Here is a 15,521-nt window from a genome sequence, read left to right on the forward strand (position 1 = left end):
GGAGGCAACCGCCGTCAGGGTGTCGTTTCGGCGACGACGAAGGTGTCCGGGGGCAGGTGCGCGGCCCCGCCGTCCACTTCGGCTCCGGCCCAGGCCAGCAGGGTCGTCGCCGTGGCACCCAGCGGCAGCGTCACCGGGCCGGGGCCGAAGTTGACGGCCAGCCGCAGCCCGCCTCGGTGCAGCACCAGCCAGGACCCGTCCGGCGCGGAGTCGACGCGCAGGTCCGCGACCCACGGGTCGGCCAGCTCCGGCCGCTCCCGGCGCAGCCGGATCAACGCGCGGTAGAGCTCCAGCACCTCCCGGTGACCGGGCTGCTCCACCTCGGCCCAGTCGAGCCGGGAGCGGTCGACGGTGGCCGGGTCCATCGGGTCGGGCACGTCCGACTCGCCCCAGCCGTGCCGGGAGAACTCGCGACGGCGGCCCGTGCGGACGGCCTCGGCCAGCTCCGGGTCCGGGAAGGAGGCGAAGAACTGCCACGGCGTGCTCGCCGCCCACTCCTCCCCCATGAACACCATCGGCGTGTACGGCGAGCAGAACAGGACCGCGGCCCCGCAGGCCAGCCGGTCGGCCGACACCGTCGCGGACAGCCGGTCGCCGGTCGCGCGGTTGCCGATCTGGTCGTGGTTCTGCAGGTAGCCGAGGAAGCGGTGGCCGGGCACGGTCCGCGTGTCGACCGGGCGGCCGTGGGTCCGCTCCCGGAACGACGACCACGTGCCCGCGTGGAAGAACACCTCGCGCAGCACCCGCTCGAGGGCGTCCGGCGCGGCGAAGTCGGTGTAGTACCCGGTCGCCTCGCCGGTCAGCTTGACGTGCAGCGCGTGGTGGAAGTCGTCCGACCACTGGGCGTGCAGGCCGAAGCCGCCGCGCTCGCGGGGCGTGACCAGCCGCGGGTCGTTGAGGTCGGACTCGGCGATCAGCGTCAGCGGCCGGTTCAGCGCCGCCGACAAGCTGTCGACCTCGGTGGCGAGCTGTTCGAGCAGGTGGACGGCTCGCCGGTCGAGCAGCGCGTGCACGGCGTCCAGGCGCAGCGCGTCGATGTGGAAGTCGCGGAACCAGCCCAGCGCGTTGTCGATCACGTACCGGCGGACCTCGTCGGAGCCGGCGCCGTCGAGGTTGAGACCGGGTCCCCAGTCGTTCTGGCCGGCGAAGTACGGCCCGAACTTGTCGAGGTAGGCCCCGGACGGCCCGAGGTGGTTGTAGACGACGTCGAGCACGACGGCCAGGCCGCGCGCGTGGGCCGCGTCGACGAACCGCTTGAGCCCGTCCGGGCCGCCGTAGGGCTCGTGGACCGCGCCCCAGAGGACGCCGTCGTAGCCCCAGCCCGCGGTCCCGTCGAAGGCGTTCACCGGCAGCAGCTCGACGTGCGTGATGCCGAGGTCGACGAGGTGGTCGAGCCGGTCGATCGCCGCGTCGAAGGTGCCACCTTCGGTGAACGTGCCGACGTGGAGCTCGTAGAGCACGGCGCCGGGCAGCTGCCGTCCGGTCCAGGCGTCGTCCGTCCAGGCGAACTCGCCGTGGTCGTAGACGCGCGACTCCGCGTGGACGCCGTGCGGCTGCCACCGCGACCGCGGGTCGGGCAGCGGCTTCTCGTCGTCGCCGAGCAGGAAGGCGTAGTTGACGCCCTCGGCGTCGGCGTGCCACCAGCCGCCGTCGCCCTCGGTCATCTCGTGCACGCCTTCGTCGACGCTCACCCGGACCCGGCGGGCCGCCGGGGCCCACACGCTGAACTTCATGCGTCTCCTCGCACCAGCAACGCGACGGGGTAACGGTCGAACAGGGACGTCAGCTCGCCGGTGACTTCCCGGCCGGTCAGGACGTCGGTCCAGACCCCGGGCGGCAGCGGCAGGACGGTGTCACGCCAGCCGCCGTCGGCTTCGAGGCCGACGGGCAGCCGGGTCACGGCCACGGCGAGGCCGGGGCTGCGCGTGTAGGCCAGGCAGTGGGCCGCGGCCGGGCCCTCGGCCCGCAACGGCCGGTAGCCGCGGAACAGCGCCGGGTGCTCGCGACGCAGCCGGAGCGCCTTGTGCACGACCAGCAGCTTCGCCGCGCCCGAGGCGTCGATCTCCGGCAGCTCGCCGTCGGTGATCCGGGCCAGCAGCTCGCGGCGGGCGGCGTAGTCGACCGGGCGGCGGTTGTCCGGGTCGACCAGGGAGAAGTCCCACAGCTCGGTGCCCTGGTAGACGTCCGGGACGCCGGGCGCGGTGAGCTGGACGAGCTTCTGGCCGAGCGAGTTCGCGTAGCCGGGTCCCTCGATGCGCTTGACGAACGCCTCGACGTCGGCGGCCAGCTCGGCGTCGTCCATGACGTCCTGGGGCCAGGCGGCGACGTCGGCCTCGAAGGGCTCGTCGTGGTCGGTCCAGCTGGTCCGGAGCTTGGCTTCCTTGGCCGCCTTGTCCAGGTAGTCCCGCAGCCGCGCGGGCTCGATCGGCCACGTCGACACCAGCGTCTGCCAGGCCAGCAGGTTCAGCGACGGCTCGTCGATCCCCCGCCGCGCGGTCCACCGCCGGACGGCCTGGGCGAACTCGCCGGGCACCTCGGCCAGCACCGCCATCCGCGCCCGGGTGTCCTCGGAGCGCTTGGTGTCGTGCGTGGTCAGCGTCGTCATCGCGGCCGGGTAGCCGGCCTCGCGCTCGGCAGCCAGCCGGTGGAACTCCTCGACGCCGAGGCCGAACCGGTCCGGGTTGCCGCCGACCTCGTTGAGCGCGGCGAAGCGCGTGTAGCGGTAGAACGTCGTGTCCTCGGTGCCCTTGGCCACGACCATGCCGGAGGTCTGCTGCAGGCGGGTGGCCAGCTCGCTTTCCGGGTTCTTGCGCATGACGGCGTCGAGCATCGCCAGCGGCTCGGCGAGGTCGGGCCGGGCGCGGCGGGCGCCGTCGATCGCCGCGGCCCAGTGGTCCGCGCCTTCGGGCAGGTAGGAGCGGTAGACCGGGAAGGCGATCATGGTCTCGGCCACCGCCTGCCGGGCCAGGTCCGGGTCGACGTACTGCAGCTGCGCGGCGATCCGCCGGACCTCGGCGACCAGGATGCGGTCGGTGACCAGGCGCCGGGCCTCGGCCTCGACGCGGTGGTAACCGGTCTTGACGCCGAGTTCGTTCGCCAGCGCGGTGAAGTCGGGCTCGCCCTGCGGGTCGACGAAGACTCCGGCGATCTCGCGCAGGGCGTCGTAGCCGGTGGTGCCGTCGACCGGCCAGCTCTGCGGCAGCGGCTCGCCCGGGTGCAGGATCTTCTCGGCCACGATCCACGCGTCCGGCGCGTTCTCCCGCAGCCGCCGGAAGTAGCCGCCCGGGTCGGCGAGGCCGTCGGGGTGGTCGACGCGCAGGCCGGTGACGTCGCCGTCGGCGACCCAGCGCAGCACCTCGCCGTGCGTCGCGGCGAACACCTTCGGGTCTTCGACGCGGACCGCGGCCAGGGTCGTGATGTCGAAGAACCGGCGGTAGTTGAGCTCCGCGTTGCCGCGGCGCCAGCCGATCAGGCGGTAGTGCTGGCGCTCGTGGACCTCCTGCGGCGTCCCGCCGTCCGTGCCGGGCGCGATCGGGAACCGGTGGTCGTAGTAGACGAGCTCGTCGCCGTCGACCGTCAGTTCGGCGACGGCGTCGTCGTCGCCGAGGACCGGGAGCAGGAGCGGGCCGCGGTCCCAGTCGATGTCGAAGAAGGACGCGTACTCCGAGTCGCGGCCGTGCTCGAGCACGTCCCACCACCAGCGGTTCGCCTTCGGCACCTCGACCGACATGTGGTTCGGCACGATGTCGACCACCAGGCCCAGCCCGAGCTCCTTCAGCAGCGCGGACAGCTCCTGGCGGGCCCCTTCGCCGCCCAGCGCGGGCCGGGCGCGGGTCGGGTCGACGACGTCGTAGCCGTGCGTCGAGCCCGGCGCCGCGTCCAGCACCGGCGACGCGTACAGCGCGCCGATGCCGAGGTCGCGCAGGTAGCCGGCGATGCCGGCTGCGTCGGCGAAGGTGAACTCCGGGCGCAGCTGCACCCGGTAGGTCGACTCCGGCACGGTCATTCGGGCTCCGTCTCCGTCCGTTGCAGCACGATCAGGGACCGGGCGGGCAGGGTGAGCCGGCCGCCGCCTTCGATCGGCTTCGCGTCGGCGGGGTCCACCTCGCCGGTCGCGGTGTCGACCACGACGGTCCAGCTCTCCCCGTAGCCGTTGCCCGGCAGGGTGGCGTCGATGTCCTCGTAGTGCGCGTTGAAGGCCAGCAGGAACGAGTCGTCCGCGACCGTCATCCCGCGCTGGTCGAGGTCGGGGATCGCCTTGCCGTTGAGGAAGACGACGACGGCCTTGCCGAAGCCGTCGTCCCAGTTCTGCTCGGTCATCTCCTCGCCGGCCGGGGTGAACCAGGCGATGTCGCCGAGCTTGTCGCCCTTGCCGACCGGGCCGCCCTGGAAGAACCGGCGGCGGCGGAACACCGGGTGCCGGTGCCGGAACGCGCCCAGCCCGGCGGTGAACTTGACCAGGTCCGCGTTGTTCTTGGCCAGCTCCCAGTCCATCCAGGACAGTTCCGAGTCCTGGCAGTAGACGTTGTTGTTGCCCTGCTGGGTGCGGCCGAACTCGTCGCCGTGCAGGATCATCGGCACGCCCTGGGACAGCATCAGGGTGGCGAGCATGTTGCGCTGCTGCCGGACGCGCAGGTCGAGCACCTCGGGATCGTCGGTTTCGCCTTCGACACCGCAGTTCCACGACCGGTTGTCGTCGGCGCCGTCACGGCCGTCCTCGCCGTTGGCCTCGTTGTGCTTTTCGTTGTAGGACACCAGGTCCCGCAGGGTGAAGCCGTCGTGCGCGGTGACGAAGTTGATCGACGCGAACGGGCGGCGGCCGTCGTCCTGGTAGAGGTCGGACGAGCCGGTGATCCGCGACGCGAACTCCCCCAGCGTCGCCGGTTCGCCGCGCCAGAAGTCGCGGACGGTGTCGCGGAACTGCCCGTTCCACTCCGTCCACAGCGGCGGGAAGTTGCCGACCTGGTAGCCACCGGGGCCGACGTCCCACGGCTCGGCGATCAGCTTCACCTGGCTGACGATCGGGTCCTGCTGCACCAGGTCGAAGAACGTCGACAGCCGGTCGACGTCGTAGAACTCGCGCGCGAGCGCCGAGGCGAGGTCGAAGCGGAAGCCGTCGACGTGCATCTCGGTCACCCAGTAGCGCAGCGAGTCCATGATCAGCTGCAGGGTGTGCGGGTTGCGGACGTTGAGGGAGTTCCCGGTGCCGGTGTAGTCCATGTAGTACTCGGGCTCCCCCTCCACCAGCCGGTAGTAGGCCTCGTTGTCGATGCCTCGCATCGACAGCGTCGGCCCGAGGTGGTTTCCCTCGGCCGTGTGGTTGTAAACCACGTCGAGGATCACTTCGATCCCGGCTTCGTGGAAGGCCTTGACCATGCCCTTGAACTCCTGGACCTGGCCGCCCTCGCCGGGCATCGCCGCGTAGGAGTCGTGCGGCGCGAAGTACCCGATCGTGTTGTAGCCCCAGTAGTTCGTCAGGCCCTTTTCGGCGAGGCCGTGGTCGGTGACGAACTGGTGCACCGGCAGCAGCTCCACCGCGGTGACGCCGAGTTTCTGCAGGTGCTCGACGACGGCGGGGTGCGCGAGGCCGGCATACGTGCCGCGCAGCTGTTCCGGCACGAACGGGTGGTTCACGGTCATGCCCTTGACGTGGGCCTCGTAGATCACCGTCTCGTTGTACGGCCGCTTCGGCTGGCGGTCGTTGCCCCAGTCGAAGAACGGGTTCGCCACCAGCGAATACGGCACGTGCCCGGCGCTGTCGTCGTCGTTGCGCTCGGCCGGGTTGTCGAACTTGTAGCCGAACAGCGACTCGTCCCACTTCACGCCGTGCGAGACGGCCTTCGCGTACGGGTCGATGAGCAGCTTGTTCGGGTTGCAGCGCAGGCCGCGCTTCGGGTCGTACGGGCCGTGCACGCGGAACCCGTAGCGCTGGCCGGGGCCGACGTTGAGCAGGTAGCCGTGGTGGACGAAGCCGTCGACCTCTTCGAGCGCGTAGCGCGTCTCCTTGCCCTCGGCGTCGAACAGGCACAGTTCGACGCGCTCGGCCACCTCGGAGAACAGGGCGAAGTTCGTCCCGACTCCGTCGTAGGTGGCGCCGAGCGGGTAGGGCGTTCCGGGCCAGGGCCGCACTGGGTTCTCCTCGAGCTTGGGTCGTGCCGGTGGCGTCCGCGTGTCACCCGGGGGTCGCGGGCCACGGGATGGTCGTTACCGGGGCAGCGGACGGGCCGCCGCCAGCGGGGCGACCGCGGCGCGGACCCCCTTCGCGGTGAAGAAGCCGTCTACGCTGACGGGCAGGCGAATCCGCCAGTTAGGGTACTGGTCGACGGTTCCGGGCAGATTCGGCTGCCGCACCTGGCCCGTCACGTCGGCCGGCGAGGTGAGCACGAGCCGGGACGCGGCCTTCGCGAGCAGCGTGTGCAGCGCGACGACCGGGTCACCGTCCGGAATCCCTTCGCGCGCAACGAGTTCGAACAGCGCCTTGCGTTCGTCGGCGGCCGCCTGCGCTTCGGCTTCCACCCCGCGGTCCAGCAGGCCCAGCTCGGCCCGGACCCGGACGTGCTCGCCCTGCAGCCAGCCCGAAACCGTCGGCAGGTCGTGCGTGGAAATGCTGGCCATCGCGTCCGGGTCCCAGCCGTCCGGACGTGTGAAGGGCTGGCCGGGCGCGTCCCAGTCGCGTTCGAACCACAGCACGGCCGAGCTGAGCATCCCCCGTTCGTGCATGGTTTCGGTGACGACCTCTTCGACCGTCCCGAGGTCCTCCCCCACGACGACGGCGCCGGCGCGGTGCGCTTCGAGCGCGAGCACGCCGACCATCGCCTCGGCGTCGTAGTGGACGTACGTGCCGCGGTGCGCGGGCTCGCCCGGCGGGATCCACCAGAGCCGCCAGAGACCGGCGATGTGGTCGACGCGGATGCCGTCGGCGAACCGCAGCACGCCCCGGATGACGTCCCGGAAGGGCGCGTACCCGGCCTCGGCCAGCTTGTCCGGCCGCCACGGCGGGAGGTTCCAGTCCTGCCCCTGCTGGTTGAACGCGTCCGGCGGCGCGCCGACCCGCACGTCGGCGGCGAAGACGTCGTTGAGCGCCCACGTGTCGGCCCCGCCGGGGTGCACCCCGACCGGCAGGTCGTGCACGATCCCGACGGACATCCCGGCCTCGCGCGCGGCCAGCCGCGCCGCTTCCAGCTGGACCCGGCACAGGTGCTGGAGCCACACGTGGAAGCCGACGCGCTCCCCGAGCTCTTCCCGCGCCTTCGCCGTCGCCGGACCGGCCGGGTCGCGCAGCTCTTCGGGCCAGTCCCGCCAGTCGGCGCCGTGCTGCTCGGCGAGGGCGCAGAAGAGGGCGAAGTCCTGCAGGTCGCCGTCTTCGGGCAGCTCTTCGGCGCGGTGGGGCCACAGCAGCTCGAGCGCGGCGCGCTTGGCCGTCCAGACGGCGTCGTAGTCGACCAGGTCGCCTTCGCGGTCCGGCGCGAGGGACTCGACGGCCGCCCGGGTGGCCGCGTCGGCCTTCTCGAACGTCTCGGTGGCGGTGACACGCAGGTAGACGGGGTTGGCGAACCGGCGGCTCGCGGGCGAGTACGGCGAGCGTTCGACCGGATGCGCGGGGCTGATCGCCTGCACCGGGTTGACCAGCAGCACCCCGGCGTCCAGTTCGGCGGCCGACCGGGCGGCGAAGGTGGCGAGGTCGGCGTAGTCGCCGATACCCCAGGACCCGGCCGAGTGCAGGGCGTAGAGCTGGAGCATCCACCCCCAGGCGGGCCGCACCTGCGGCAGCGTCGCCGGCACGACCGCCAGGACGACGTCCTGGCCGTCGGTGACCACGCGGTGCCAGCCGAGCGGCAGGTCCGCGGGCAGTTCGCCGTCGGCTCGCCGCCGCGTCCCGTCTTCGAGGACGACTTCGGCGTCGACGCCCAGCGTCCTGCGCGTGCCCTCCCGCACGACGATGGTCGGCGGCAGCGCGGCCGGGGCTTCCCGCGCGGCGGCGAGCGCGGCGGCGATGGCCTGGTCACTGGTCGCGTCGACGCCGAACTGGCCGAGAACGGCGACGACGACGTCGTCGTCCACGTCGACCCAGACCCGGTCGGCGTTCTCGTACCGGGTGGCGACCCCGTGGAGGTCGGCGAGCTCGTGCAGGGCGGGGATCTGTTCGGGCACGGCACCAGCATTCCGGTGCCCGGCCGTTCCCGCCATCCGCGCGGGCGACATCACTCCGGTGGCGGGAGCGACCCCCGCGGCACGTCACCGCCGCACCTGCGCCCGCTCGCCGAACAGCTCCTCCCACACCGGCCCGGCGAACAGCCAGACCACCGAGACGATGCCCAGCCGCGGGAACCACCCCCACAGCGGCGCCACCCGCGCCGGCTCGCCGATCGCGAAGATCGCCGCCAGCAGGGCCACCGCGGCGATCCCGCAGGCCAGCAGGCACTTGCCCCACTCACGCCATTCGTAGCGCGCCCGCTCCCGCCCCTGCCGCTGCGGCGGTGGCGGCCCGCCGGCAAAGCGGTAGGCGAACCGCGCGTCCGCCCACCGGACCAAGCCCGGCCCGAACACCACGCTGAACCCCAGGTAGACGGCCGCGAGGCCGTGGGTGAACCCCGGCTTGCCCCCCGCGGACAGGTCGAGCACGGTCGCCACCAGCACCCCGGCGTCGACCAGCGGCACCATGGCCAGCAGCACCGCCGACACCCGCCGGGCGCGCAGCACGTACCGCACCGCCAGCCCCGCCGCGAGGCACACCCAGAACCCGATCTCGCCCGCCGCGATGACGCCGGCCATCGGGTTCTCCGCGAAGAACTTCCCGATCTCGTCCACCCGGCCACGCTCCCGCGCCCGTGCCGCCGGGCGCGTCCGCGGAAGGGGGGACCGGGCGTCATCACTTCGTCGGACGCGGGCCGGTCACGCGGTGTGCTGGGATGACCCGGTGCCTTTCCCCCGCCTGCGCTCCCTCCCGGTGTGGCAGCAGGACGGCCTGATCGCCCTGGTCACCTGGCTGGCCGGGCTCCTCGTGTACACGACCGGCGTCCACCGGCTCGTGACGGCGTACGACCACGCGCCGCTCGGGCTGCGGCTGGTGGAGCTGACCGCGCTGTGCGGGCTCGGCCTGTTCCGCCGTCGGGTGCCGCTCGCGCTCGTCCTGGCCACGGCCGTCCTCGCGGTGGACATCGGGCTCGGCCCGTCGCTGCCGGTGCTGGTCATCTACACCGACTTCCTGTACGCGGCGACGCTCTACGGCTCCCGGCGCACCAGCCGCGTGATGATCGGTCTCGCCGCGTTCTCCGTGGCCGGCGTGCTCGCCGCGGTGCTGGTCCTCGCGCACCAGTGGCGGGCCGCGGTGCTGGCCGCGGTCGGTGTGCTGCCGTTCGTCATCACGCCGGTGTGGTGGGCGGCGAACGTCCGCGGGCAGCGCGACATCGCCGAGACCGAGCGGGCCAACGCGGAGCAGCTGGCGAAGATCGCGGAACTGGACCGGCGGGCGGCGGTCGCCGCCGAACGCGGGCGGATGGCCCGGGACCTGCACGACGTCATCGCGGGACACCTCTCGGCCATCGCCATCCAGTCGGAGGCGGCGCTGTCGCTGCCGGACCCGGACCTGGCGAAGGCGGTGCTGGCCTCGGTGCGGGAGAACAGTGTCAGCGCCCTGGCGGAGATGCGCGCGATGATCGGGCTGCTCAAGGCCGACGGCGACGAGGGCGAACCGACGGCGCCCGCCCGGCTGGCGGACCTGGCCAAGCTGGCGGAGTCGGCCAGGGCAGGCGGACTGGAGGTGCACGTGGAGTCCACTGTGGACGCCGAGCTGCCCGCGGCGGTCGACCTGACGGCGTACCGGATCGCCCAGGAAGCGCTGACCAACGCCGTCAAGCACGCCCCGGGCGGGCGGGTGGACGTCGCCGTCCACTGCCTCGACGGCGTCCTCGCGGTGGAGGTGCGCAACGACGTCCGCGGCCCGCTCCCCGCCGCCGGCGCCGGGACGGGCCTGCTGAACATGCGCGAACGCGCGGACGCGGTGGGCGGCGAGCTCACCGCGGGCCCCTCGGGCGACGGCTGGCTGGTCCGCGCGGAACTGCCGGTGGGCGGGCTGCGGTGACAACCGGGGCTTCGCCGACCGTCCGCGTCCTCGTCGCCGACGACCACAGCGCCGTCCGGTTCGGCCTCACGACCATCCTCGGCAACGCCGAGGGCGTCCAGGTGGTCGGCGAGGCCGCCGACGGCGCCGCCGCCGTCCGGCAGGCGCGGGCGCTGCGGCCGGACGTCACCCTGATGGACGTCCGGATGCCGGGTACCGACGGCATCGCCGCCACCCGCGAACTGGTGTCCGCGGGACTCACACAGGTGCTCGTGCTGACCACGTTCGACCTCGACGAGTACGTGCACGGCGCGCTGCGGGCCGGGGCCGCCGGGTTCCTGCTCAAATCGGTCGAAGCGCCGCGGCTGATCGAAGCCGTGAAGCTCGTCGCGGCCGGTGACGGCGTGCTGGCCCCGCAGGTCACGCGCCGGCTGATCACCGCGTTCGCCGCGGCCGCCCCGGAACCGGCGCCCCTCCCGCGTGGCCTGGACGACCTGACCGGCCGCGAGCGCGAGGTGCTCGGCTGCCTGGGCGAAGGCCTGTCCAACGCCCGGATCGGGGCGCGGCTCCACATCGGCGAGGCGACGGTGAAGACGCACGTCTCCCGCGTGCTGGCCAAGCTCGGCCTGCACTCGCGCGTGCAGGCCGCGATCCTGGCCCGGGAAACCGGCCTGACCGCGGCCGATCTGCGGGAGGGCCGGTGACCTTCTAACTTCACCTCATGGGTGTGCGGAGAACGCTGAACGTGGACGAGGTCCTGGCGCGCCAGGACTCCGGGGAACTCAAGCGGCGGCTGCGCGGACGCGACCTGGTCGGGTTCGGCGTCGGGATCATCATCGGCACCGGCATCTTCACCCTCGCCGGCGTCGAAGCGAAGACGCACGCCGGGCCCGCCGTGACGCTGTCGTTCGTGCTCGGCGCGGTCGTCGCCGGGCTGGCGGCCCTGTGCTACGCCGAGCTCGCCTCCAGCGTCCCGACGGCCGGCAGCGCCTACACCTACGCCTTCGCGACCCTGGGCGAGATCTTCGCCTGGATCATCGGCTGGGACCTGCTGCTGGAGTTCGCGCTCGGCGCGGCCGTGGTCTCGCGCGGCTGGTCGGGGTATCTCGCGAACCTGCTCGGGCTGTCGCCGGAGTGGTTCGGCGAGGACGCGAAGGTCAACGTCGGCGCGGTGCTGATCATCGCCGTGCTGACCGTGGTCGCGGTGCTGGGGATCAAGGAGTCGGCCTGGCTGACCAACCTGCTGGTGTGCGTGAAGGTCGCGGTCTGCGTGCTGGTGCTCGCGGTCGGCCTGTTCTTCGTCAAGGGCGCGAACCTGACGCCGTTCATCCCGCCGGCCCAGGCACCCCAGGGCGGCTCGACGGTGCTGGAACAGCCGATCGTGCAGGCCGCGCTCGGGCTGGAGCAGTCGGTCTACGGCATCGCCGGGATGATCACCGCCGCGGCCGTGGTCTTCTTCGCCTACACCGGCTTCGAGGCGCTCGCGAACCTCGGCGAGGAGACGCTGAACCCGCGCAAGGACCTGCGCGTCGGCATCCTCGGCGCGCTCGGCGTGTGCGCGCTGCTCTACATCGGCGTCTCGATCGTGCTGACCGGCATGATCCCGTTCACCGACATCGACACCGGCGCCCCGCTGGCGGACGCGTTCGACCGGGTCGGCCAGCACTGGGTGGGCGCGCTGATCTCGCTCGGCGCGGTGACCGGGCTGACGTCGGTGATGATGGTCGAGCTGGTGACGATCGGCCGGATCGGCTTCGCGATGGGCCGCGACGGCCTGCTGCCGAAGGCACTCGGCACCGCGCACCCGCGGTGGGGCACCCCGCACCGGATGACCATCGGCGGCGCGGTGCTGATCGCCGTGCTGGCGGCGTTCATCCCGATCTCCGAACTGGCCGACATGGTGAGCATCGGCGCGCTTTCGGCGATGATCATCGTGGCGGTGGCGGTCCCGGTGCTGCGCCGCCGCCGTCCCGACCTGGAGCGGCCGTTCACGGTGCCGTTCTCGCCCGTCGTCCCGGTGGTCGCGGCGCTGGCGTGCCTGTACCTGATGCTCAACCTCAACGTGCTGACCTGGATCCGGTTCGCCGCGTGGCTGGTGATCGGCCTGGTGATCTACTTCGCCTACGGGCGGCGGCACTCCCGGTTCGCCGCCGAGCCGGTCAGTCCCAAAAGGACGGACTGAGTCCGGCGACCCGGGCCGCTTCGCGCACCACGGCGGCCTGGCCGGTGTCGACGACGACGAGGACGCCGAGGCCGGCCAGCGCCGCCGTCACCCATTCGACCGGCTGGTCGTGCCTTCCGTTGTCGCCCAACGACGCATAAGTGTCCACAACGGACAGGAGGGTGCCTTCGGCGCCGATGCGGATCCCGGCCAGGAGCACGAAGTGACCGCCGGGCGGGCGCCAGCGGGACGTCCACAGTGGCGGGATCCCGGTGTCGAGGTAGTCGAGCAGCGCGCGTTCCGGCGTGTCGTGCGCGCCGAGCTCGGCGCCGTCGATCCGGGCGATCACCGCGACGCGCGGGACGTCCCACAGCCCGGCCAGCAGGTCGAAGAGCGACTCGGTGGTCCACGCCCCCGTCACCGGCACCGCCGCGAGGGCGCCGCGCGAGAGCGATCCGACGGCCGCCGCCAGCCCGGACACCCGGGTGCCCGCCGCGGCCGGGTCGTCGACGACCGGCAGCGGCAGCCGGAACCCGGCCCGCCCGGCCTCGCCGCGCGGCCGCACGACCGGGCCGCGGACGGTACCCGCGGCCGCCGCGACGGCGTCCTGGTCGGGCACGTCGAGCCCGGCCGCCCGCAGCGCGGCGAGGCCGCAGAACGCCGCGGCCAGGCCGTCCTTCTGGGGCAGTTCCGCCTGGGCCACCGCGGCCAGCCGGGCGCCGCCGGGCAGCCACCGCACCCCGGACAGGTCCAGCTGCCCGCCGTCGATCCCCGAAGACATCGGTCCCCTCATCGCGCCGTCCTGACCAGAATAGGGGGCTCAGTAGCGCCAGAGGTGGGCGGCGACGATCTCCTCGGCCGGGCGCTCGGCGGCCCAGGCCGCGTCGGACGCCCGCACCGCCCGGAAGGCGCCCAGCAGCTCCTCGCCGAGCACGCCGGCGATCCGCGGCGACGCCACGAGTGCGGCGTCCTGCGCGGCGGTGTCCGCCGGCAGCCGCCGCACGCCCCGGGCGTCCCGGTCGTCGTCCGGCCAGCCGCCCGGGTCCTCGCCGATCGGCTCGGGCAGCGCGGGCGCGTCCTCGATGCCGGCCATCCCGGCGGCCAGCACCACGGCCAGCGCGAGGTACGGGTTGGCCGAGGCGTCGGAGGTCTTGAGCTCGACGTTCGCGTGGTCGGCGCCCAGCAGCACCGAGCCGGGGACGTACCGCAGCGGCACCTCCCGGTTCTCGACGCCCCAGAACGCGTACGCGCCCGCGAAGAAGCCGGGCCGCAGCCGCAGCGTCGAGGGCACGCTCGGCGCGGTGACCGCGGTCAGGGCCGGCAGGTCGCGCAGCAGCCCGGCGAGGTAGCCGGCGCCGTCTCCGCCCGGTCGTCCGGCGTCGTCGCTTTCGAGCAGGTTGCGGCCTTTGCGGCGGACGGAGGTGTGCAGGTGCCACCCGTTCCCGGCGGCACCGACGCCGACCATCGGCGCGAAGCTGACGGCGAGCCCGTGCACGCGCGCGGCGGCGTGGATGGTCTGCCGGGCGAGCAGCTGGTCGTCGGCGGCGGACACCGGATCGGTGGCGGCCAGCGACAGTTCCAGCTGCGCCACGCCGTACTCGGCGTGCAGCTGGCCGATCCGCAGGCCGTTGGCGGCGAAGTCGTGCAGCAGGGCGGCGACGAACCCGTCGAGGCCGACGAGGGCGTGCGGGCTGTAGGCGGGCCCGGGGTGCCCGGGCGTGGCGAGGATGCCGGGGCTGCCGGCGGGAGCGACGGTGAACTCCAGCTCGTAGCCGGCCCGGAACTCCAGGCCCCGTTTCGCACCCTCGGCGACCTGCCGTTCGAGGACGGCCCGCTGGCAGTAGGGCCACGGATCGCCCTCCCGGGTGAGCTGCCGGACGGGGGCCCAGGCGAGCGCGGGCTGCCCGGCCAGCCGCCGCAACCGGTCGACAACGGGCACGAGCCGGATGTCCCCGGACGGCGTACCGAGGCCGGGGTGGGCGTAGGTGATGGCGTCGTGGCTGTCGAAGACGGCGAAGAGCGAGGTGGCGCCGACACCGCGGGTGGCGGCGTCGGCAAGCCCGGCGACGGGGACGATGCGAGAGCGCGGAATGCCGTTGTTGTCGGCCCAGGCGAGGTGGACACCGCCCACGCCGGCGGCGGCGAAGTCCTTCGCCGCGGCTGATGCCGCTTTGGTCATGGCCACCCGCTTTCGTGCCGCCCGGGGGTCAGTATCCCGGGTGGGCGGGGTGGGGGCCATGACAATCCGCTGTTGGTGGCCGCGGGTTGCGTCGACCACCCCCGCCCCGGTGACTCACCCCGGGGGTTCCGGCCCCGGCGCCTCCCGGCTCCGCAGCGCCACCCCCGCGACCACCGCCAGCGTCCCGGCCGCCTCCACCACGCTCGGCACCTGGCCGAGCAGCACGAACCCCATCACCCCCGCCGTCACCGGCAGCAGCGCCAGCAGCGTCGCGAACCGGGCCTGCCCCACCCGGCGCAACACGACCTGGTCCAGCGCGTACGGCACCACCGTCGACAGCACCCCGACCCCGACCCCCAGCACCAGCAACCGCGGCGAAGACCACACCGGCCCCGTCCCCAGTGCCAGCGGGGACAGCACCACCGTCCCCGCGAAGAACCCGATCGCCAGGCTGTCGATGCCGTCACCGCCCGCCGCGACCCTCTTGCCCAGCAGGATGTAGCCCGCCCAGGCCGACGCCGCCCCCAGCGCGAACACCACTCCCCAGAAGCTGCCGCCCACCCGGACGTCCGCGATCGCCACCACGCCCGCCGCCACCAGGACCAGCGCCAACGCGTCCCGGAGCGTCCGAGACCCCAGGGCCGCCACCACCACCGGCCCCGCGAACTCCATCGCCACGGCCGTGCCCAGGGGCAGCCGCGCGATCGCCTCGTAGAACAGCACGTTCATGCCCGCCGTCACGACGCCGAACACGATCGCCAGCAGCAGGCGGCGGCCGCGCCAGGCCGCTCGGCCCGGGCGGCGCCAGGCCAGCAGGACCATCGCCGCCCCCAGGCAGCGGAGCCAGGCCACCCCCGAGGGGGATGCGTGGCCGAAAAGGTCGACCGCGATCGCCGCTCCGGCGTACATCGAAATTCCGCTGAGAACGAACAAGAGCGGAGCGGGTCCCGCGGAAAGCCGTCGCGGCGAAGTCACCGTACTCACCGTCCCATGGTGCCTGACCACGGAAAACGTAACTCTCCGGGTATTCGTCTCCTGGAATGCGGGATCCGGTTACGGCATCCGGGGTAAATCGACGTGACTCAGGTCCCACCGGCGCGGGAACACTTGCGAGCCGCGAA

Annotated in this window: 11 protein-coding genes; 3 read left to right on the plus strand and 8 right to left on the minus strand. The window is 73.2% G+C overall.

Annotated features, from left to right (window positions below; all coding sequences use genetic code 11):
- Positions 1 to 14 precede the first annotated feature (14 nt).
- The 5 genes from treZ to AB0J55_RS41245 all read right to left on the minus strand — a co-directional run bounded on the left by treZ (position 15) and on the right by AB0J55_RS41245 (position 8,808).
- Positions 15 to 1,733 (minus strand): malto-oligosyltrehalose trehalohydrolase, encoded by a 1,719-nt coding sequence (gene treZ / locus AB0J55_RS41225; protein WP_364261973.1) that lies wholly within the window; start codon positions 1,731 to 1,733, stop codon positions 15 to 17.
- The gene (gene treY / locus AB0J55_RS41230; RefSeq protein ID WP_364261976.1) at positions 1,730 to 4,006 is read right to left on the minus strand and encodes a malto-oligosyltrehalose synthase; all 2,277 of its coding nucleotides are present in this window, start codon (positions 4,004 to 4,006) and stop codon (positions 1,730 to 1,732) included. Before treY ends, treZ begins: the two co-directional genes overlap by 4 nt.
- Positions 4,003 to 6,129 (minus strand): glycogen debranching protein GlgX, encoded by a 2,127-nt coding sequence (glgX, locus tag AB0J55_RS41235; RefSeq protein WP_364261979.1) that lies wholly within the window; start codon positions 6,127 to 6,129, stop codon positions 4,003 to 4,005. The genes treY and glgX overlap by 4 nt, the downstream gene beginning before the upstream one ends.
- Before the next feature lie 75 nt (positions 6,130 to 6,204).
- A complete protein-coding gene (gene malQ, locus AB0J55_RS41240; protein WP_364261982.1) occupies positions 6,205 to 8,151 on the minus strand; it encodes a 4-alpha-glucanotransferase in 1,947 nt (648 codons plus the stop codon).
- 84 nt (positions 8,152 to 8,235) lie between these two features.
- Positions 8,236 to 8,808 (minus strand): hypothetical protein, encoded by a 573-nt coding sequence (locus AB0J55_RS41245; RefSeq protein WP_364261985.1) that lies wholly within the window; start codon positions 8,806 to 8,808, stop codon positions 8,236 to 8,238.
- Positions 8,809 to 8,917: 109 nt separating this feature from the next.
- On the opposite strand from AB0J55_RS41245, the gene AB0J55_RS41250 reads away from it, so the two are divergent.
- The 3 genes from AB0J55_RS41250 to AB0J55_RS41260 are packed head-to-tail and all read left to right on the plus strand — an operon-like array spanning position 8,918 to position 12,242.
- On the plus strand, positions 8,918 to 10,081 hold the full coding sequence (locus AB0J55_RS41250; protein ID WP_364261988.1) for a histidine kinase: 1,164 nt from the start codon (positions 8,918 to 8,920) through the stop codon (positions 10,079 to 10,081).
- Complete coding sequence (locus AB0J55_RS41255; protein WP_364261991.1) at positions 10,078 to 10,764, plus strand: response regulator transcription factor; 687 nt, start codon at positions 10,078 to 10,080, stop codon at positions 10,762 to 10,764. Before AB0J55_RS41250 ends, AB0J55_RS41255 begins: the two co-directional genes overlap by 4 nt.
- A gap of 17 nt (positions 10,765 to 10,781) precedes the next feature.
- Positions 10,782 to 12,242 carry an amino acid permease gene (locus AB0J55_RS41260; RefSeq protein ID WP_364261994.1) on the plus strand — a complete coding sequence of 487 codons (1,461 nt, stop codon included), beginning with the start codon at positions 10,782 to 10,784 and terminating at the stop codon, positions 12,240 to 12,242.
- Here AB0J55_RS41260 and AB0J55_RS41265 read toward each other — a convergent pair.
- The 3 genes from AB0J55_RS41265 to AB0J55_RS41275 all read right to left on the minus strand — a co-directional run bounded on the left by AB0J55_RS41265 (position 12,220) and on the right by AB0J55_RS41275 (position 15,333).
- Positions 12,220 to 13,002 carry a hypothetical protein gene (locus AB0J55_RS41265; RefSeq protein WP_364261997.1) on the minus strand — a complete coding sequence of 261 codons (783 nt, stop codon included), beginning with the start codon at positions 13,000 to 13,002 and terminating at the stop codon, positions 12,220 to 12,222. The genes AB0J55_RS41260 and AB0J55_RS41265 overlap by 23 nt on opposite strands.
- A 39-nt stretch (positions 13,003 to 13,041) precedes the next feature.
- Positions 13,042 to 14,400, minus strand: coding sequence for a glutamine synthetase family protein (locus AB0J55_RS41270; RefSeq protein ID WP_364262000.1), 1,359 nt, complete (start codon positions 14,398 to 14,400; stop codon positions 13,042 to 13,044).
- 114 nt (positions 14,401 to 14,514) lie between these two features.
- Positions 14,515 to 15,333: an EamA family transporter gene (locus AB0J55_RS41275; protein WP_364262127.1), complete on the minus strand. Its 819-nt coding sequence runs from the start codon at positions 15,331 to 15,333 to the stop codon at positions 14,515 to 14,517.
- Positions 15,334 to 15,521: the final 188 nt, after the last annotated feature.

The sequence above is a fragment of the Amycolatopsis sp. NPDC049688 genome (assembly GCF_040674975.1).
Classification (GTDB): Bacteria; Actinomycetota; Actinomycetes; order Mycobacteriales; family Pseudonocardiaceae; genus Amycolatopsis.

What these genes read in the sequence shown, in the direction of transcription:
- treZ (WP_364261973.1), bottom strand. Translation starts at nt 1,733, where the DNA reads ATGAAGTTCAGCGTGTGGGCCCCGGCGGCCCGCCGGGTCCGGGTGAGC.
- treY (WP_364261976.1), bottom strand. Translation starts at nt 4,006, where the DNA reads ATGACCGTGCCGGAGTCGACCTACCGGGTGCAGCTGCGCCCGGAGTTC.
- AB0J55_RS41260 (WP_364261994.1), top strand. Translation starts at nt 10,782, where the DNA reads ATGGGTGTGCGGAGAACGCTGAACGTGGACGAGGTCCTGGCGCGCCAG.
- AB0J55_RS41265 (WP_364261997.1), bottom strand. Translation starts at nt 13,002, where the DNA reads ATGTCTTCGGGGATCGACGGCGGGCAGCTGGACCTGTCCGGGGTGCGG.
- AB0J55_RS41270 (WP_364262000.1), bottom strand. Translation starts at nt 14,400, where the DNA reads ATGACCAAAGCGGCATCAGCCGCGGCGAAGGACTTCGCCGCCGCCGGC.